15 protein-coding genes and 1 tRNA gene are annotated in these 19,890 nt (G+C 60.1%); 2 read left to right on the top strand and 14 right to left on the bottom strand.

Annotated features, from left to right (window positions below; translation table 11 throughout):
- Positions 1-59: 59 nt before the first annotated feature.
- Positions 60-1,250 carry an MGDG synthase family glycosyltransferase gene (locus ROSERS_RS21310; RefSeq protein ID WP_011958813.1) on the top strand — a complete coding sequence of 397 codons (1,191 nt, stop codon included), beginning with the start codon at positions 60-62 and terminating at the stop codon, positions 1,248-1,250.
- Between the two features lie 103 nt (positions 1,251-1,353).
- Here ROSERS_RS21310 and groL read toward each other — a convergent pair whose 3' ends face one another.
- Entirely contained in the window at positions 1,354-2,988 is a 1,635-nt protein-coding gene (gene groL, locus ROSERS_RS21305) for a chaperonin GroEL (RefSeq protein WP_011958812.1), read from the bottom strand.
- A 61-nt stretch (positions 2,989-3,049) separates the two neighbouring features.
- Positions 3,050-3,355, bottom strand: a complete 306-nt coding sequence (groES, locus tag ROSERS_RS21300) for a co-chaperone GroES (RefSeq protein WP_011958811.1) — start codon at positions 3,353-3,355, stop codon at positions 3,050-3,052.
- Between the two features lie 289 nt (positions 3,356-3,644).
- Between groES and glpX the strand changes: the two genes are divergently transcribed.
- Positions 3,645-4,634 carry a class II fructose-bisphosphatase gene (gene glpX, locus ROSERS_RS21295; protein ID WP_011958810.1) on the top strand — a complete coding sequence of 330 codons (990 nt, stop codon included), beginning with the start codon at positions 3,645-3,647 and terminating at the stop codon, positions 4,632-4,634.
- A gap of 44 nt (positions 4,635-4,678) precedes the next feature.
- Here glpX and ROSERS_RS21290 read toward each other — a convergent pair whose 3' ends face one another.
- The 12 genes from ROSERS_RS21290 to ROSERS_RS21230 all read right to left on the bottom strand — a co-directional run bounded on the left by ROSERS_RS21290 (position 4,679) and on the right by ROSERS_RS21230 (position 19,435).
- Entirely contained in the window at positions 4,679-5,746 is a 1,068-nt protein-coding gene (locus ROSERS_RS21290) for a glucose-1-phosphate thymidylyltransferase (protein ID WP_011958809.1), read from the bottom strand.
- A gap of 219 nt (positions 5,747-5,965) precedes the next feature.
- Entirely contained in the window at positions 5,966-7,564 is a 1,599-nt protein-coding gene (locus tag ROSERS_RS21285) for a C40 family peptidase (RefSeq protein ID WP_011958808.1), read from the bottom strand.
- Positions 7,565-7,810: 246 nt separating this feature from the next.
- On the bottom strand, positions 7,811-8,527 hold the full coding sequence (locus tag ROSERS_RS21280) for a glycerophosphodiester phosphodiesterase (protein WP_011958807.1): 717 nt from the start codon (positions 8,525-8,527) through the stop codon (positions 7,811-7,813).
- Between the two features lie 67 nt (positions 8,528-8,594).
- Entirely contained in the window at positions 8,595-9,137 is a 543-nt protein-coding gene (locus ROSERS_RS21275; RefSeq protein ID WP_011958806.1) for a hypothetical protein, read from the bottom strand.
- Positions 9,138-9,479: 342 nt separating this feature from the next.
- Positions 9,480-9,564, bottom strand: a tRNA-Leu gene (locus ROSERS_RS21270).
- Positions 9,565-9,854: 290 nt separating this feature from the next.
- Complete coding sequence (locus ROSERS_RS21265) at positions 9,855-11,201, bottom strand: phosphomannomutase/phosphoglucomutase (RefSeq protein WP_011958805.1); 1,347 nt, start codon at positions 11,199-11,201, stop codon at positions 9,855-9,857.
- Positions 11,202-11,273: 72 nt separating this feature from the next.
- Positions 11,274-11,870, bottom strand: coding sequence for a DUF305 domain-containing protein (locus ROSERS_RS21260; RefSeq protein ID WP_011958804.1), 597 nt, complete (start codon positions 11,868-11,870; stop codon positions 11,274-11,276).
- A 97-nt stretch (positions 11,871-11,967) separates the two neighbouring features.
- Entirely contained in the window at positions 11,968-14,292 is a 2,325-nt protein-coding gene (locus ROSERS_RS21255; RefSeq protein ID WP_011958803.1) for a RelA/SpoT family protein, read from the bottom strand.
- 94 nt (positions 14,293-14,386) lie between these two features.
- Positions 14,387-15,610 (bottom strand): L,D-transpeptidase, encoded by a 1,224-nt coding sequence (locus ROSERS_RS21250; RefSeq protein WP_157041184.1) that lies wholly within the window; start codon positions 15,608-15,610, stop codon positions 14,387-14,389.
- A gap of 207 nt (positions 15,611-15,817) precedes the next feature.
- Complete coding sequence (locus tag ROSERS_RS21245; protein WP_011958801.1) at positions 15,818-16,942, bottom strand: hypothetical protein; 1,125 nt, start codon at positions 16,940-16,942, stop codon at positions 15,818-15,820.
- 547 nt (positions 16,943-17,489) lie between these two features.
- Positions 17,490-18,656, bottom strand: coding sequence for a baeRF7 domain-containing protein (locus ROSERS_RS21235; RefSeq protein ID WP_157041183.1), 1,167 nt, complete (start codon positions 18,654-18,656; stop codon positions 17,490-17,492).
- A 62-nt stretch (positions 18,657-18,718) separates the two neighbouring features.
- Positions 18,719-19,435 carry a phosphoribosyltransferase gene (locus tag ROSERS_RS21230; RefSeq protein ID WP_011958798.1) on the bottom strand — a complete coding sequence of 239 codons (717 nt, stop codon included), beginning with the start codon at positions 19,433-19,435 and terminating at the stop codon, positions 18,719-18,721.
- Positions 19,436-19,890 lie beyond the last annotated feature (455 nt).

Below are 19,890 nucleotides of genomic sequence, written 5' to 3'. Positions count from 1 at the left end.
AGTTAACCTTTCATCAACGTCTAACCAACTGCCAGGAACACACAGGAGGAGAAACGCTTATGCGCAATGTGCGCATCCTGATACTGACAACCGACGCGGGGAGCGGACACCGGAGCGCCGCGCAGGCGATCGAGGCGGCGCTGTTGCACAACTACAGCCAGAGCGTGCAGGTTACCATCGCCAACCCGTTGCATGAACCATCGAGTCCCTCGCTGCTCCGGCATGCAGAAACATTCTACCTTTCAACTATCCAGCACGCGCCGGAACGGTATGACCGCGCGCACGCGCTCACCGATGCAGCGGCATATGCCGTGCTGTTGCGCAGCGCGATGGGGCTGGCTATCGGCGATGCGCTGCGACGACTGCTCGTGCGTCATGCGCCCGATGTCGTCATCAGCGTGTATCCGCTCTTTACTGCACTGGTCGCCGATGCCTATCGCGGGGTGCGGGGTCGTCCCGGATTGATCACGGTTGTGACCGATCTGGGGCATGTGCACCACACCTGGTTTTCGCCAGTCGACGACCTGTGCATCGTTCCAAATGCGCAGGTGCGCACACGCGCGCTGGGATGTGGTCTTGAGCCGCACCAGGTACGGATTGTCGGCATTCCAGTCCACCCGCGGTTTGCAGCGCCGCGCGCTGCGCCGGAGGATGTGCGGCGCGATCTGGGCTGGCGCACCGATCTGGTCACCGTGCTCATCTCCGGCGGCGGCGCCGGGGTCGGTCCACTGGCGGAACTGTCGATTGCTGCCGATGAGGCAAATGAACACATCCAGCTTGCCATCGTTACAGGTCACAACCGCGAACTTGCTGCGACGTTGCGCGCGCGCACCTGGAAGAATCCAACCCACATCTATGGCTTTGTTCCCATGGCGGACATGATGTATGCCGCCGACATCGTCGCCACCAAAGCTGGCGGTTTGAGCATTAGCGAAGCGCTGGCGGTGGGACGTCCCCTTCTGATCTATGGCGCTGCACCCGGACAGGAAGCCGGCAATCTGGAGTATGTCGTGCGCCGTGGCGCCGCGCAGTACACACCGGATGCGACACAGTTCGTCGCCGGAATACAGCGCTGGATCGAACGACCGGAAGCCCGGCGGGCAGCAGCCGATGCCGCGCGTGCCGCCGGAAATCCACTGGCAGCGTTTGAAATCGCCCGAATTGTACGCGACCTGGCGCTGTCCCGTGACGCTGCACCGCGTCTGGCGCCGCGCGTGTCACTGAGCGAGTGGTTGAGTTCGTGGCGATAAAACGAGAGAGGCGCCACCGTCGCCGCAATGACGCGGACGAAAAAAGGGGAGGCGCTGCCAGACAACGCCTCCCCTTCCTTTTGCGGAAAACCCACCGACGGGTTTAGAAGTCCATTCCGCCGCCGCCGGGGGTTGGCGTCGCCGGCTTCTCTTCCGGAATATCGGCGATCAGCGCCTCGGTGGTCAACAGCAGACCGGCAATCGACACCGCATTCTGCACCGCCGAGCGGGTCACCTTCACCGGGTCGATGATACCCATCTCGATCATGCTGCCAAACTCACCGGTCAGCACATTGTAGCCGATATTCTTGTCATTCTTTTCCTTCTGCAAGCGGCGCACCGTATCAATGATCACCGCGCCGTCCTCGCCAGCGTTACGCGCCAGCTGGCGCATCGGCTCCTCGAGCGCGCGGCGCAGGATCTGCACGCCATACTTCTCGTCCTCATACGTCACCTGGACGCGGTCGAGCGCCGGGATGGCATTGAGCAGCGCCACGCCGCCACCAGGCACGATGCCTTCCTCCACCGCCGAGCGCGCCGTCGAGAGCGCATCCTCAACGCGGTGCTTCTTCTCCTTCAACTCCGGCTCGGTTGCCGCGCCGACCTTCAACACCGCCACGCCACCTGCCAGTTTCGCCAGACGCTCCTGCAACTTCTCGCGGTCGAAGTCGCTGGTGGTCGTCTCGATCTGAGCGCGGATCTGCTCAATGCGGGCGCGGATTGCACGCTCATCGCCGCGACCCTCGATGATCGTCGTGTTGTCCTTATCCGACACCACGCGGCGCGCGCGACCCAGGTCTTCGACCGTTGCGCTATCCAGTTTGCGACCGATCTCTTCCGAAATCAGGGTGCCGCCAGTCAGAATCGCAATATCCTGGAGCATTGCCTTGCGGCGATCACCGAAGCCGGGCGCCTTCACCGCCAGGGCGTTGATCGTGCCACGCAGTTTGTTAACCACCAGGGTCGCCAGCGCCTCACCATCGACATCCTCGGCGATGATCACCAGGTTCTTGGTCACCTGCAACGCCTTCTCCAGCACCGGCAGAATGTCCTGGATGCTGCTGATCTTCTTATCGGTAATCAGAATGTAGGGATCCTCGAGCTCGGCTTCCATGCGCTCGGGGTTGGTGACGAAGTAGGGCGAGATGTAGCCGCGGTCGATCTGCATACCTTCGGTGTATTCCTTCTCGAAGGCGATTCCCTTGCTCTCCTCGACCGTAATCACGCCATCCTTGCCGACCTTCTCCATCACCTCAGCGATCAGATCGCCGATCTCGCTATCGGCAGCCGAAATCGCGGCCACGTGCGCAATATCGGCGCGGTCGCGCACCGGGATAGCGACACTCTTCAACTCGGCGACAACCGCTTCGACCGCTTTATCGAGACCACGCTTGATCAGCATGGGGTTGGCGCCGGCAGCAACCATCTTCAACCCCTCGTTGACAATCGACTGCGCCAGCACTGTCGCCGTCGTCGTACCGTCACCAACGACATCGTTCGTCTTGGTGGCGACTTCGACGAGCAGGCGCGCGCCCATGTTCTCGAAGGGGTCCTTCAGTTCAATCTCCTTGGCAACCGTCACACCGTCGTGGGTCACGGTCGGCGCGCCGAACTTCTTATCGATTGAGACATTGCGCCCGCGAGGACCGAGGGTCGTCTTGACCGCATCAGCGACGATATCGACGCCCCGTTTGAGCGCACGGCGCGCATCTTCGTTGAAATACAACTGCTTTGGCATGGGAGTTCTATCCTCCTGATCAGACTGATGATCGCCTGACGACTATACGATACAACCAGCGTTACTCTTGAATGATACCCAGGATGTCCTTCTCTGAAAGAATGAGGTACTCGACATCATCGACCTTGAATTCGGTGCCGCTGTACTTGGCGAAAATCACGCGGTCACCGGGCTTGACATTCATCGGGATGCGCTTGCCGTTGTCATCGATGCGCCCCTCGCCGACCGCCAGCACCGTGCCTTCCATCGGGCGCTCTTTGCTGGCCGTATCCGGCAGATAAATGCCGCCCTTGGTCTTCTCTTCGCGCTCGACCGGCTTGACAACAACACGGTCTGCGAGCGGCCGGATGCGGAAATCCGTGCCCATATCTGTGCAACCTCCTTCACTATCGATCAGGTGAGACAGTTGAAGCGGTTAGCACTCTCGACGGAAGAGTGCTAACCGCTCTCTATACTACCGAAAGCGTTTGTTTTTGTCAAGTCCCATTTTAGCACTCAAAAGGGAAGAGTGCCAGTAGACATAATGAGACCATCGAGACGCATTGCGTCACCGAAGCGCTAGGCAGAGTGGTGCAGTCATGCTACAATCATAGACAACTTCCTCTCCACGTACAATGCGCGGTTTTCCGGGATCTCACTGCACAAGGAGGCTGCGGATGCGTCTCGAACGAAATCTGGGAATGGATCTGGTACGCTGCACCGAAGCGGCGGCGTTACGCGCCGCTCGCCTCATGGGACGCGGCGACAAGAACGCCGCCGATCAGGCTGCCGTCGATGCCATGCGTTTTGCGCTCGACGCTGTGCCGATGGATGGTGTGGTGGTCATTGGCGAGGGGGAAAAGGATGAAGCGCCGATGCTCTACATCGGCGAGAAGGTTGGCACTGGCGATCCGCCCGAGGTCGATGTCGCCGTCGATCCGGTGGAAGGAACGACGCTCCTCGCCGAAGGGATGCCCGGTGCAATCGCCGTTGTCGCCGTTGCCGAGCGCGGATCCCTGTATCACTGGGCGGGCATCGCCTACATGGACAAACTGGCAGTCGGACCGCAGGCGCGCGGCGCGATCGATATCAATGCGCCGGTCTCAGAAAACATCCGCAACGTTGCACGCGCGCTCAAGAAGGAAGTCGAGGATATCACCGTCGTTGTGCTTGATCGACCGCGTCACAAGGAACTCATCCGCCAGATCCGCGAGACTGGCGCACGCATCAAACTCATTCTCCACGGCGATGTCTCCGCCGGTATTATGACCGCTATCGAAGATCCGCCCGCCGATATGCTGATGGGGATCGGCGGCGCGCCGGAAGCGGTGATCACCGCCTGCGCGATGAAATGCCTGGGTGGCGAGATCCAGTGCAAACTCTGGCCCCGCAACGACGACGAACGCGCACTTGCTGCTGCCAGTGGCATTGATCTCGAACGGGTCTATCGCACATCCGACCTGGTGCGCAGCGAGAATGTCTTCTTCGCCGCTACCGGAATCACCGACGGCGAGTTTCTCCGTGGCGTGCGGTATTTCGGCGGCGGCGCACGCACCTACTCGGTTGTGATGCGCGCTGTCTCCGGCACGGTGCGCTTCATCGAGTCACGCCACGACTGGACGAAACTTATGCGCATCTCCGGCGTCGATTATGTTCACGCCCGGTAGGAACAGGTTGAACGTTGAACGTTCAACGTTCAACGTTCAGCCCTTTACAGCACCCCGACGTTCGAGTGATCTCCAAGCACCAGGCGGTAGGCTTTCGGTTTGCGCGGCGATCGGGTAATCTCGACATACCGCCCGATCAGGCTGTCTTCCAGGCGGTGGGGGAGATCACGAATGGTGCAGTGTTCCAGCACGATCGAGTGCTCAATTTCGGCGCTTTCGATCAGGCAGTGGTGGTAGATCGAGGTAAAGGGACCAACATAGGCATTGATGATGCGCGTATGCTCACCGATGATTGCTGGTCCGCGAATGGTGCTGTTGATGATTTCCGCCCCCTTCTCGATGATCACCTTCCCGATCAGGTGCGAATCGCGGTCGACGAACCCTTCGACCGATACCGGCATTTCTTCCAGCACCAACCGATTCGCCTCCAGCATATCATCCTTCTTGCCGGTATCGATCCACCATCCGTGGTGGATGTAGGGAAAGACGCGCCGACCATGCTCCACCAGCCACTGGATCGCATCGGTGATTTCCAGTTCGCCACGCCACGATGGGCGAATCGCCTCGACCGCTTCCCAGATGCTCTTGTCGAACATATAGATGCCGACGAGCGCCAGGTCTGAGGGAGGTTGACGCGGTTTTTCGATCAGGCGCACGATCTGCCCCCGCTCGTCGAGCACGGCAACGCCGTACTGTTCGGGTGTGGAGACCTGTTTGAGAACGATCTGCGCGTTGAAGTCGCTTGCGCCAAATTGCTCCAACAGTGGCGCAATCCCCCCCTGAATGCAGTTGTCCCCCAGGAACATGACAAAACGTTCATCCCCCAGGAAATCGCGCGAGATTTTGACAGCGTGCGCCAGACCCAGCGGCTCGTCCTGTTCGATATAGGTGATGCGCACTCCCCAGCGACTGCCATCGCCGACGGCTGCGCGCACTTCTGGTCCGGTGCTGCCGATCACGACACCGATCTCTTCGACTCCGGCGTCGCGGATCGTCTCGATGACCCGGAAGAGCACCGGTTTATTGGCGACCGGAACGAGTTGCTTGGCGCTGGTGTAGGTGATAGGGCGCAGACGTGTGCCTTTGCCGCCGCTGAGTATCAATCCTTTCATACGTTTGTTTCCTCGTGTGTGGAATAATGTGGGCGTGGTGCGCCAGATCGCCACAGCATCGCCCAACAATACAAGCGTGCGAGCGAATGCAGCACACAGCATGCTGCGAGCCACCGTCACGCATTGTACCGCAGCGATGTGATCAACGAGTGACAACGCTCATGAAAACGCCCGTGCAACAGGTGCACGGGCGTCGATCACACTATCGCAATGGGAATGTTACCGGCGCACCCGGATGGCGCCATAGTAGCGCGATGTCCAGTACGATCCCCAGATGCCCGACACCTGCACGCCGTAGCGGGGTGTCATGGCATGAACCATACGCCCGCCGCCGATGTAGATAGCAACGTGACTGATGCCGCGTCGCCCGCCGGTATTGCGGAAGAACATCAGATCGCCCGGCGCCAGATTTTCCATCGAGCCGACCGATGCGCCATACGCGGTGTTGAACTGTGCAGCGGCGCTGCGCGGCAGGTTCACGCCGAACTGACGATAGACATAACTGGTGAAACCGCTGCAATCGAAGCCGGTCGATGGGCTTGAGCCGCCCCAGCGGTAGCGTGCTCCGACAAACTGCACTGCAAAACTGGCGACATCACCGCTGGCGGCAATGTTTGCCAGACCCGGACTGGCGCCAGGGCGCCCGCCACTCACCGGCAGCGCCGGGAAGTCACGGCTGACCGGCACCCGCCGCAGCACGTGCGCTGTTGTGGTGATCAGATCGCGGAAGACCCAGGCTTTCGTGCCGTCGGGCAACCGCACCCGCAACCAGTCCTTATACTTTCCGATCAGATCGACCTGCACGCCGGCATCGATCCGACCAACCCGGTCATAGCGCGAGTCGGGACCTTTGCGAAGGTTGACGCTATTCTCGGCGATCACACCCACCAGCGCCGGATTCGGATCCGGGATCGTTTCAGCAACAAGCAGACGCTTGACGACCGACGGTTCGACATTCAGGAATTCCGCCTTGACCCATCCATCCAACCCGCCGGGGGCGCCAACGTGGAACCAGTCCTGATAGATCTCGTACAGTTCGATCTGCGTGTTCTGTTTCAGACTGGTGATCGGCACATAATGCGTCCCAGGACCATCGCGCAGTTGCAGACCGTCTTCGCGCACGGTTGCAATCTTGGGCGGCGGCGGCGGCGGAATGGCGCTCTCCTGCACCTCGAACAGCGTGAATGACGCCGCTTCCGAGATAGCGAGCACTTCACCCGAAATCCAGTAGATCGGACCATCAACCCGTTCGCGGACCTGGAACCAGTCGCCGTAGCGACCGATGACCTGCACCGGCGTTGCACCCGAAATACGTCCGACTGCATCGTAGTTGGTTCCGGGACCGTTGCGCAGAAATGCGCGCTCAACCGCAATCGTTGCCGGGACGACGATCGGCGCCAGCGCCTCGCTGCGCGAAATCAGCGACAGCGGCACCGGGAGATCGGCAGTCTCTTCGAGCGGCGGATCGCCAATCGCAGCGTCGAGATCGACCGGCGCAAGCGGTACGGTCAACTCGCTCCCCTCCTGTGACCCAACTGGCGCAGAAACCGCTGGCGTCAGCACGCCGGGGCGAAGTTGCGACAGCAGCATCGCCACGGGAAGGAGCAGAGCAACCAGCGCATGCAGCGCAACACGAGAGGGAAGCCGTGCGAGGAGAGAAGCGGGATGAGCGAATCGGGTAGACCGAACTGTTTGCCATCGAGTTGCAAAGATGCTGGTGAACGATGTTCGTTGTCGCCGTCTGGCGAGCGCTCGTCGTTGCAGCGACTCAAGGCTGTACGGGTCCGACGTCATACCCCGATGACTTTGCTCAATCATGGAGCATCTCCTGGCGGTATGCCCTGCACCATGCGCCAGAAGCAACCTGGTCCTGAAGGACCGGTTGAACCACGCACAAAACAGAGCATATCGTTAGCGGATGGCACGATGGGGCGAGTGTACCATAAGGCGTTAAAAATTGCAAACGAATGGTGCGCCATTGGTTACTACGTCGTTACAGAAATGATACCAATCAGCGAACATACACTCGCCGTTTACCGAATATAAACGATAACGTCAATTACGTCAAGTCTGTTTCAGGACGCACCGCAGCACATCCGGCACGTCGGTGATGATTCCATCGGCGCCGAGCATCACAAAGCGCCGCATCTCTTCCGGGTCGTTGACCGTCCAGACATTGACGCGATACCCCGCACGACGCACGAGCGGCAGGATGTGATCAAGCAATGGAATCTGATACGCAGGGTGCCATGCCACAACCCCGGCTTTTTTGAGGTCGAGGAAGGGCCAGCTTTCACGCAGGCGCACATCAGGGCGAAAGGTGGGGATGCCCATCAAACAGGCGCGCGGCAGATCGGGCGCAACCGCAGCCACTTCAGCCAGCGCTGCGGGCCAGAATGATGAAATCAGCACCTGGTCGATCACCCGTTCGTTGCGCAACAGACGCACGACCTCGCCGCCAATGCCGACGCCTTTGATCTCGACATTCAACTGTATACCACGTTCCCGGGCGAATGCGCACACCTCAGCCAGGGTTGCGACACGTTCGCCGCCAATATTGAGTCGCCGCAGATCGGCGAGGGTGCAGTGCGCTACCGGTCGTCCCTGCGCCTCCCAGCGGTCTGTTGTATCATCATGAAACACCACCAGCACGCCGTCCGCCGTCCGCTGCACATCGAGTTCGCACATATCGGCGCCCTGACGCACGGCAAGTTCAAATGCGCGCAGTGTATTCTCCGGCGCGTAAGCTGATGCGCCGCGATGAGCGATAACCAGGGTCATTCGTGCTCCTTTCACAACAAAATCCCCGCCCGGTATGGGCGGGGATGACATCACCGGCTTCGCGTCGTCAACTTAAGGCGCTGACCAGATGTTCTTCGACGACAACCGTGCCCGGCTCACGGGCGATGGCAGGCAGCATTGGCGCAAGAATACGCTGAAGCGCCATGACGTGCGCACAGGTGTTCCACACACGGAACGTTGAACAATCGCACGACCAGCCGGCGTCGGTCAACATCAGCACGTGGTCGTTGTTATTACCACGGAAGCGCGCGCGCAGTGACAGAATCTCGATACGATTCAGTTCATGCAGGTAGCGGCGCGACTTCTCGATCATGCTGATCAATTCAGAATGGATAATCACAGGACCCGGCTCGCGCGCTTCAGCCGACAGCATCGGCGCCAGCGCCTTTTGCAGGGTCATAACGTGAGCGCACACACCGCGCAAACGAAACACATCACAGTCGCAAGCCCAACGTCCATTCGCAAGTTGAACGATGTGATCGTTGTTGCCGCCGTGGAAACGAACGGTCAATTCGTCAAGTGCGATGCGCTCCGGTTCCTGCGCGTAACGCCGGGCTTTTTCGATCTTCCCGATCAGGTCCGAATGCATATCCGCCTCCTCATCTAGTACAGGCAGGCGCACCCATACTGCAGCGCCTGGCATCCGCATCTATCGAACATAACAAATGAAAGCGGCACAGCGTGATACATTGCTGTGCCGCTTACGCTTTCATATTCAACTGGCGTTTCGATTCGCATGGCTGATAACCCTCACCGAACGCCGCGACGTTTTTCACAATCTTAACTGGTCGTTAGCATTATAGAGAGTTCAACAGGGCGAGTCAAGCGCGAACGTCAGGCTGCCGCTTTGACATATAACGCATTTCAATGCAGAAAAACGCGAATTCACGCCAACGAGGATGCATTCCGGTTGTCGAATCTCAACGGAGCCTGGTGGGGACGGAGGGACTCGAACCCTCACGGATTGCTCCACAAGTTCCTAAGACTTGCGCGTCTGCCGGTTCCGCCACGTCCCCATGAAGCAAAGAGCGCCCTTCTCAATTGTAGCAATCATTGGCGTGCGATGCAACCGGATTAGAACGTTGAACGTTGGAACGCTCAACCTTCAACCTTCAACCCTCGGTTCGCTTGTTTTCATGCAAGGCTTCCTGATGCCATAAAACGGGAGCGTCCTCGCAGCCAGGTCGTTATTTGTCAAGTCGCAGATCGCATCAGGAAGCCATCCGTCAAAAAAATAAGCGAACGGTACGTTCAACGCTCAACCTTCAACCTTCAACCTTCAACCTTCAACGCTCAACACCCCTGCTCATCCCCGAAGAATCGCCAGCACCTCGTCGCGGCGGCGTTCCATCTCCTCGCGTGTGGTGGCTTCCAGATTCAGACGAATGAGCGGCTCGGTGTTCGATGCGCGCACGTTCATGTGCCACGTCGGGTATGTGACCGAGATGCCGTCGATCCATTCGATGACGCCGTCGGCGTATGCGTCTGCCAGCGCTTCAAGGCGCTCCTTCGGACTGGCGACCGTCGAGTTGATCTCGCCGGAAATGAAATACTTCTCTTCCAGCGGCGCCAGCATCGCCGAGAGTGACTGATCGCTGCCAGCCAGCATTTCCATGACCAGCAGCGATGGAATGATGCCCGAATCGGCGAAATTGAAATCACGGAAGTAGTAGTGCCCGGATACTTCGCCGCCGAAGAGGGCGTTCTCGTTCGCCATGCGGCGCTTGATGAACGCATGCCCGACACGCTCAATCAGCGGTACACCGCCAGCAGCGCTGATCAGGTCGCGCACTGCCCACGATGCGCGCACATCGTAGACGATCTTGCTGCCGGGTGCGCGTCGGAGCAGGTAGCGCCCCAGGAGTGCGGTCAGAAAGTCGCCCGAAATGAAACGCCCGCGGTCGTCGATGACAAAGAAACGATCGCCATCGCCATCGAAGGCAAACCCGGCATCCGCCCCCTCTTCAACGACGCGCCGCTCGAGTTCGGCGCGATTCTCCGGCATCAGCGGGTCGAGACCGTGATTCGGCAGGTTGCCGTCCGGTTCCAGATACATTCCGATAAAATCGATCGGCAGGCGCCCGTACACGCGCTGGAGGATGGGTCCAACTGTGCCATTGCCGGTATCGGCGATGACTTTGAGTCGTCGGCGTTCCAGAATGTCGCTATCGATCAATCCGAGAACGAATGTCACGAACTCGTCTGACAGATCGAGGGCGCGCATGCTGCCGGTGCGCGTCGTCGGCGCGTAAGCATCGTTCTCAACAATGCGCCGCAGATCCTGGATGCCTTCGGCGCCGCTGAGCAGATACGGCATCTGGCGCACCATCTTGAAGCCGTTGTACTGCTTCGGATTGTGCGACGCCGTGACCATCATTCCCGGCAAGCCGAGCCTGGTGCAGGCGAAATAGTACTGGTCGGTGCTGACCAACCCAATGTTCACCACGTCGGCGCCCTGATCCATAATGCCGCGCGTGACTGCGTCGAAGATGGCCGGTCCTGACAGGCGCATATCGTGACCAACGATCACCTCGCGCGCCTGGAGGAATGTCACAAACGCGCGACCAATCGCATACGCGCCCTCTTCGTTCAATTCCGTCGGATAGATCCCGCGAATATCATACGCCTTGAAAATGCCAGGCGCGATCTGCATGCTTCCCTCCTTTCCAACCGCACGCTTCGCGGCAAGACCCAGAGGGATTATACCAGCAATCCGGTCAAAGGCTCACGGTTCGACGCCATACCATTCTTTGAGCCACTGACGCATCTGGGTAATCTCGGCTTCCTGCGTTGCAATGATAGCAGTCGCCAGTTCGCCGATCTCGCGGTGCTCCGCCTTCTGCAATGCATCGCGCGCCATCGCAACCGCGCCTTCGTGATGCGGGATCATTGCTTCCAGGAACCGCCGGTCGAACGGGGTCTCGCCGGGCGCAACCTCCATCGGTCCCATATCCATGGTCATGCCTGCGGTGGGCGGCAGGTCGGGGTACCATGCGGCGCGCCAGGCGCGCATGCGTTCAATTTCCGCCTGTTGCGCGGCAATGATCTCCTCCGCCATGCGTCTGATCTCCGGTCGATCGGCGGATTGCAGCGCCAGGCGCGCCATCGTAATCGCGCCTTCGTGATGCACGATCATGCTGTCGATGAACAAAGCGTCATACGGTTGCGACGCGGTCGCCCCGCCGTGATCGCCGTGGTTCATTCCTGCTGCTGTGGGGGCGGAAGGGAGCGACGTCGGCGCCACGATTGGCGCAGTACCGCATGCCGCTGCGGTAAGCATGAAGCAGAGGATGATTGCATTCTGGAACGAGATGATACGCATGAACAACTCCTTTTCTGATGTCGCCGAGACAGGTGCGCAACGTACACGCACATTCGCGCGAGACTGCACTTCACACTTCGAACGTCAACATTATTCTTCAGGGCGTTTCAGCAGTCGGGGCGGCATTTTGCTCACGACGCGCTTCGATCACATCGGAGAGACGGTTGAGTTTGTCGAGGATGGCGGTCAGCTGCGCAATGCTCTGGATGCGGAGGGTGACGGTCAGCACCGCGCGACCGGGGCGGCGGGTTGGCACCTGCTCGACCGCGTCGATGTTAATGCCCGCATCGGCGATAACGCCTGAGACATCACGCCACAGCCCAACGCGATCCCAGGCTTCGATCCGTACCGGCACCGGGTATCCCTGCTTTGGTACGCCGGCGCCCCAGGTCACCTCCACCAGGCGCGCGCGGTCGCGTTCGTTCAGGATGGTGCGGCAGTCGGCGCGATGCACCGTAATTCCCTTGCCACGAGTCACAAAGCCGACAATCGGTTCGCCCGCCACCGGATTGCAACAGCGCGCCAGGCGGGTCGGCACCTGCGTGTTTTCGATGCCGCGTACACGGATGATGCTGGTATCGTTGGGGCGTTCAGTTGTCGGAGCGACCTGCGGGATGTCTGCCAGGTCGTCTGCACCGACCGGTGTGCGGTGGCTGAGAATCTTTTGCGCAACCTGACGCGCTGTGATATCGCCGCTGCCGATTTGGGCGAACACATCATCGATCGACTTGAGACCGGTGATGGCGACAATCTCCTCGAAGGGCACCGACAGACCGAGGCGTTTGAGTTCTTTTTCCAGCAATTCGCGCCCGGCAGCGATATTTTCGGTACGGTCGAGACGCTTGAAGTAGCGGCGAATATGGTTGCGCGCGCCGCTCGTCTTGACGAAGTTGAGCCAGTCGCGGCTCGGACCGCGCGGCGTCTTCGAGGTCATAATATGGACGATTTCGCCGTTGCGCAACTGGTAATCGAGCGGAACAATCCGGTTGTTCACCTTTGCGCCGACGCAACTGTGCCCGACATCGGAGTGAATGCGGTAGGCGAAGTCAACCGGCGTCGCTCCAACCGGCAGGTCGATGATTTTGCCCTTGGGAGTGAACACATACACCTGCTCTTCGAGCACATCGGTCTTGAACGAATCGACGAACTCGCGGGCATCGGTGAGATCGCGCCGCCATTCGATCAAGCCGCGCAACCATGCCAGTTTGCTCTCGAACGATGCGTCGATGCGTCCAAACCCTTCTTTGTAGCGCCAGTGCGCCGCAATACCGCGTTCAGCGACTTCGTGCATCTCGTGGGTGCGGATCTGGATCTCGCAGGGTTGACCACCAGGTATCAGCACGGTTGTGTGCAGTGACTGGTACATGCTTTCCTTCGGCATGGCGATATAATCGTCGAACTCGCCGGGCACGGGGGGCCAGGTTGCATGCACCAGACCGAGCACGCGGTAACAGTCGGCAACCGTATCGACAATCACGCGCACCGCGAGCTGGTCGTAGATCTGGTCGAGGCTGACGCCCTTGCGTTCCATCTTGCGATAGATCGAATAGATGTGCTTGGGTCGCCCCGTAATATCCGCTTTGATCCCTTCTTTTTCGAGCACCTGGCGCAGACGCTGGATCACGCGGTGGACGAGGCGCTCGCGCGCATCGCGCCGCAATGACAGCTGACGACTGATCTCCTGATATTTTTCAGGGTTGAGGACGGCAAAGGCGCGGTCTTCGAGTTCCCACTTGATCTGCCAGATGCCGAGGCGATGCGCCAGCGGGGCGTAGATTTCGAGCGTCTCGAGCGCCATGCGTTTCTGGCGCTCTTCGGAGAGCGAGCCGATAGTGCGCATGTTGTGCAGGCGGTCTGCCAGTTTGACCAGCACCACACGCGGATCGTCCGCCATTGCAATGAACATTTTGCGATACGTGCCGACCTGCGCTTCTTCGCGGGTGCGCGCTTCCAGCGCCGAAAGTTTGGTGACGCTATCGACGAGATTGGCGATCTCGGCGCCGAACAACGCTGTCAGTTGTTCTTTGGAGACGAGGGTATCTTCCAGGACATCGTGGAGCAGTGCGGCAGCAACTGACGCTGCATCGAGCTGCAGGTCGATCAGAATATGCGCAACGGCAACCGGATGATCGATATACGGCTCACCCGAGTCGCGCTTCTGTTTGCCGTGCGCTTCACAGGCGACGGCATACGCATTGCGCACCAGTTCCTCGCTGCGTGCCATCCGATCGGTACTGCCGTTCGGCTGGCGCTGGTAGAGTTTCAGACGCGCAACCAGCTCATCGGCGACCGGGCTATGGGTAAACTCGGGATTTGGACGCAGCGGCGGCTGCGGCGCGGCACTAGTACGGCGCGTTGAACGAACAGAGGAGTCGGTGGCGACATCGCCACTGCTCACCGCGAGTGTTGCTGGTGAGTCCATAGTGCTGCCCTGCGACGCGGCGGCAGAGGGCCGACGGGATAGTGGCAGTCAGAGTAGCACGAAGGAGAAGGGTTGTCAAGGCAGCGATCGTGCGTCAATACACGACATCCACGCGCGTCCCAATGTCCGCCCAGTGATAGAGCCATTCCGCATCATCGATATTCAGATTGATACACCCATGCGACATGCGCACTCCGGTGCCCCAGGCATCGTGCCAGTAGGTGCCGTGGAGCGCCACGCCGCCAACGACATACTGAACCCATGGCACATCAGGGACATACCACGACTCGCCGCCAGCCGAACCGGTCATCGTTTGCCTCGGCAGTTTGTAGTAAATGGCAAACGATCCGGCTGGCGTGTTGAAGCCATCGCGACCGGTTGCGACGGGAGCGCGATAGACCGGCACATCCCCCTCGAAAGCGGTCAGCATCTGTTGCGTCAGATTAACTTCGATCCGGCGCTCGAACAGTTTGGGCGACCAGGCGGGCGCACCGGGCATGGGACCGACCGCATGCGGGGTATGGCCACGGCGCTGCATCGCCTGGCGTCCCAGATCGCCCAGCTGCACTTCGTGAAGCCCGGATAATATGATCCCGTTCGCCCGTTCCATCTGACGGTAGAACGCGGGCAACTGTTCGGGATGATATTCAAAACGGGCGCGCTCAAAATACTGGGTGATACGCACCTGACCGTCGATCGGGCTGATTTCCTCGAACGGCTCGCTGATCGGGTAGCCGAAGATGCGCAGACCGCCGCGTTTCTGCCAGAACCTGAGAAACTTCCCGCCAAGCGTCTGGCGGGTTTCGGGGAAGTAGAGCCGCCCCTGCGTCGGTTGACCGTCGGGGAAATCGTACCCCTGGGTGATCTCGTTGCCGAGGAGCGACAACATCACCTGATACTCGGTGCCCAGGTTTTCTGGATGGTACTCGAAGCGTGCACGCTCGAAGTACTGCACGATCCGCCCGTCTTCAATCAGTTCGCCGCTGATCGGGTAGCCGAAGATCAGTTCACCGCCGTTCCTGCGCCAGAAACTCAGGAAACCGGTGCGATCACTGATGTGAAAGCCGGAGGACGCGAAGTACATATTTTGTACTGCCGGCAGCGGAACTGCTTCCGCTGCGCTTTGCTGCTGCATCCGTTCGGCGGCGCGCGCGGCAGCGACGACTGCCTGCGCCTCGGAAGCCGGGAGCGGCGGGGCGAAATCGGCGACTGCGGGACGTTGCCGCGCGCGCAGTTCGATCGGCGCGGCAATGGCTGTTGCGATCAGGATTGCGATGCCGGTCATGATCAGGTGCGGGTGGTGCAGTCGCCGGTTCATAACGCTCTTCGCCCTTCGTTCAGCGCCAGGACGTTGTATCACTTCAATTATACATCTTTCAGGCTGCGTATGAGGTTACGGTATGGTGAATGCGCAATGCACCGCTACCACTGCGTAACGAGTATGGACGCTCCGTCTGCATGAGAACAGAGGGGGCGAGCATCACGTCGGACGCCCACCCCCCCGCCGATTCCTGACTACTCCCGCTCAGCGAATGCGCTGAATGTCCTCTGCCGTGTTATCCGGCTTCATAATGTAGATCCGGTCAGTATTCATGCGATAGATGGCGAACGCTCCGCCCCGGAAGTACTGCTCCACAGCTTTGTCGGCGCTTTCCGGTTCAACCGCCCAACCGAGCGTCTCGCGGACGAACTGGTTCTCGCGCCACAGTTTGCCGAACCCGCGGATCGGCTCGAACAGACCCGGCGGAGGCGTCATCCCGCCGCTCACCGGCTCCCCTTCACGCCAGTAATCGGGGTGGAGTTGCCAGACAAGCGAGCCGCGCGCGTTGTCGTAGAAGACCACCCAGATATTGCCAGCCTGCCAGGACGCAATGTCACCCGTGTTGGCAACCCAGTACATGGCGCCGCGCTCGAAGCGCTGCGATGCTGCCGGAACCGCCAGTTTCGGGAATGGCGATGGACACCCAAGAATGTTCGGATATGCGCGGGTGGTAGGACCGAGGAACGGCGCCGGTGGAGCGCAGCGGTCGCTAACGGCGGTGTATATATCGCGCCCCAGCAACCCAAGCAGCACCTCGTAGCGCGTTCCTGCCAGTTCGGGATGGTACTCCATCCGTCGTCGCTCGAAGTACTGCACCGTGCCGGTCCAGAGTTCATCACCATTCGCCAGCGTTTCGGTCATCGGTTCGCTGATCGGATAACCGAAGCGCATCAAGCCGCCGTTGCGCTGCCAGTACTCAAGGAACTTGCCGCAGAGCGAGTGTCCGGTCTCCGGGAAGAACCGGCATTCCTTCGGGATCGATGTCGGGCGCGGCAACGATTGCCAGTAACGTCCCTGGTATTCGAGCGCCTGGGCGCCCAACCGACCGGCGAGGACGCCGATCGAGCCGTGATCCTCGAGACGGTCACGCTCGAACCACTGCACCGGTCCGCTCCAGTTCTCGACCTGCTCGATCCGCAGTTCGCTGATCGGGTAGCCGAATACGGGCAGACCGCCGTTGCGCTCCCAGTAGCGCAGGATCGCGCCGGAGACGCAGTAGCCGGTTTCCGGGAAACATCGCTGCCGTTCCGCCGCACTTGCTGGCGCTGCTGCAACAAGCGCACCGGTAATTGCCAGCAGAAGGGTGACCAGAAGGATCCCGCGTTTCATGGTTTTCTCCTTTCTTCAGCGGCGTCAATATGCCGCTGTTCACCTCGAGTCTACGCCTGTGCGCGCATACGAGGAATGGAAGATGCGTGGTAGAACGCTGGCAGGATGCGTCGAAGATGAAAAGATGATGAGAGCAGTGCTTCGCACTTCTCTGTCGGCGCTGGCGCGCGCCCCCGTGGGCGCTCAACGAACTCCACCGATGCAGAGCATTCTGCTGAACCGGGGGTGAAGAGGATAAGGTTCTGTCCTGTAGCAGCGCTCGTTTGGCGACTCGCCGATGACATCACATCTGGTAGAACACGACGCGCGATACGGTGATGTTCGTTCCCAATCTGCGCTGTTTGCCACAGAGCGAGGGCGTCCCGCATTCGTGGAGTGGTGAGGGCACGATGCCCTCGCTCCCGTGACGGGTCGTATCGCTGCGTGCAGGCGAGATGCCCGCGCATGCGGGGACGCACACCGTTCCAGCGCGCCAGGAACACCCCAGAACGACCTGTGTCTCTCACTATCTTTCTTTCGACCTGGCGTGCGCTGGTATCCGGTTTCATCAATAGCGGAAGACCGCTGCGATCCCGTTGCTGCCGGGAATTTCGGCAGCCGCCACTGCAATCGCCTCGCCGCTATGCAGGATCGTCTGGTGAGCGGCGACATCCAGCAGGTCTTCGTCGCCGGGCAGTGGCTCGTCGTGCAGTGAGACGGTCTCCTCATCAGGGTTATAGCGCCCCCAGACCTGCCGGTCGCTGGCGATGAGGAGGCGCTCTACACGCCCGATGTGCGCTGCGGGCAGGATGGTGCGCAAATTCGTGCTGGCACGCGGCGGATTGGACTGAAGCAGCGCTTCGAAGCGGTCACGCTCATCGGTGGCGCGACGACTCAGGTCATCCATCAGGACACCTGCGCCACGTTCACATAACGCTTCGTCGCTCAGGTGATCCGGGCTGCCGCTGATATGACCATCGACAATGTGCGCATATCCGTTCAGCGAGCGATACATCGAGACCATATACTCCACACCCGCCAGCACCAGCGGATCACGGGTGCGATTCATGGCGCGTTCGACAGCATTGCTTACTGCCTGGAGATAGCGATGCACCTCCGCTTTTTCGTCAAAAATGTTGCCGCCATGTCCCGGATACATGGCGCCGCTTGCACCGCCACGCATCAAACGGGTGACGTGGCGTTGCGCCTGACGACCAGTCGGGTCGGTTTGCGGCAGATCCTCAAGTCCTTCGGGGGCGTCGGGCAGCGGAACTGTCGTGATGCCGGACGGTGTGGCGTGCAGCAACCGCACGCGGCTTTTGCTCAGTGCCAGCACATAGAACGAGTCGGTTGCCGGGCGCGGGATGAGCAACGGTTTGATGTATGGACGCTGCCCCACCATCACCGCATCGCTGACACGATGCGGCAACTGGTAGAGGTGAACCTGACCAGGAGCGACATAGATCGCCAGACCCGCATCCTGGTATGCTTCGAGTGCTCGCGCATCGGTCATGTCCCACACCGGCGCCAGCATCGCACGCATATCATCGCGTTCATATCCACCGGATTCCAGTTCCGCTTCGGCGCGCCGCAACAGATTTTCGAGTTGAACTGCACGCTGAAGCGTTTCACCCGGCGGATAGGGCGCCAGGAAGAACGAGACCCACGGCGTCCCACCCTGCTCGATCAGTTCTCGTACTTCTTCGCGTGATACTCCTTTGAGCAGAACATTCATACGTTCCTCCTGAATTCCACGATGACGCATGATTTCGAGCCATTCAGCCATCATGGATCGCATCAGGTGGCGCCTCGTTCCAGCGCTTCATCGGAACGAGGCGCCGGTGCATAGCCGCAAAACGCCTCGGCGAGGAGCGCGCGCACCTCCTCATCACTGGTTGGCGTGAAGTCGCTGTACCACATGCCAATTGCGTAGAGCAATTCAGGTGTCGCCAGCGCAACAACCTCATCCACCAGCGGTTCGATTTCCGCGACACTCTCAGGAGCAGCAACCGGCGTTGCCACAATGATCCCGGCCGGACTACCCCGCCGAACCGCTTCGATCGCAGCCTGCATGGTCATCCCGGTCGCCAGACCATCGTCGATGAGAATGACACGCGCGCCTTCAACCGTCGGCGGACGCCGATCGCCGCGGTAGAGGCGTCTGCGTTGTTCGAGAATACGTTGTTCTTCAGTGGTGATATGCTCGATGATGTCTGACGGTATGCCAAGTTCTCTGATGACTGCGTGGTTCAGGACGCGCACACCGCCTTCCGCGATGGCGCCCATCGCCAGTTCGGCATGTCCGGGGACGCCGAGTTTACGCACGAGGACAATATCGAGCGGCGCGTGAAGCGCACGCGCGACCTCATACGCAATCGGTACGCCGCCACGCGGCAGCGCCAGCACCAGCAGATCGGGAGTGTTGGCTAATGCCGCGAGCCGACGCGCCAGCAACATACCTGCCTCGCGTCGGTCGCGGAACAGCGGAGGAAACTCTTTAACCCTGATACGCATTGCAGGCGCCTCCGCACGCCACCGGAATGGCGGCGATTGGCGCCGGGAGGGCGCAGCGCCGCTGCACCCATGCTGTGGAGAACAACGACGCTCTCATCCGCCGCGACATTGCGGTGGCGCATAGTGTGTTTGTTATTTTCTTATTGTAGCGCGTCCTGCGCAATTTGGGGTAGTCGTTGCTTCACGCAGCGTGAGCGTCGGGATACAGGGCTTCGGCAGTTGATTTCGCAGTGATATAATGCGCACAGAAAGGGAGGTATACATCTGCGTATGCGATATTTTCTGCTCCTTCTCATGACGGGAATGGCGTTTTTCTCGACGGTCCCTCACGCAACGGGTCGGAGTGCTGAACGCTGCTTCTCTGAAACCGGCTTTTGCATCTCAGGACGCATACGATCATTCTGGGAACAGAACGGCGGATTACCGGTGTTTGGTTTTCCCACAGGACCTGAGCA

Source organism: Roseiflexus sp. RS-1, from assembly GCF_000016665.1.
In the GTDB taxonomy this organism is placed as follows: Bacteria; Chloroflexota; Chloroflexia; order Chloroflexales; family Roseiflexaceae; genus Roseiflexus.
The sequence above is the reverse complement of the archived record's forward strand: the minus strand, read 5'-3'. Positions and strand labels throughout refer to the sequence as shown.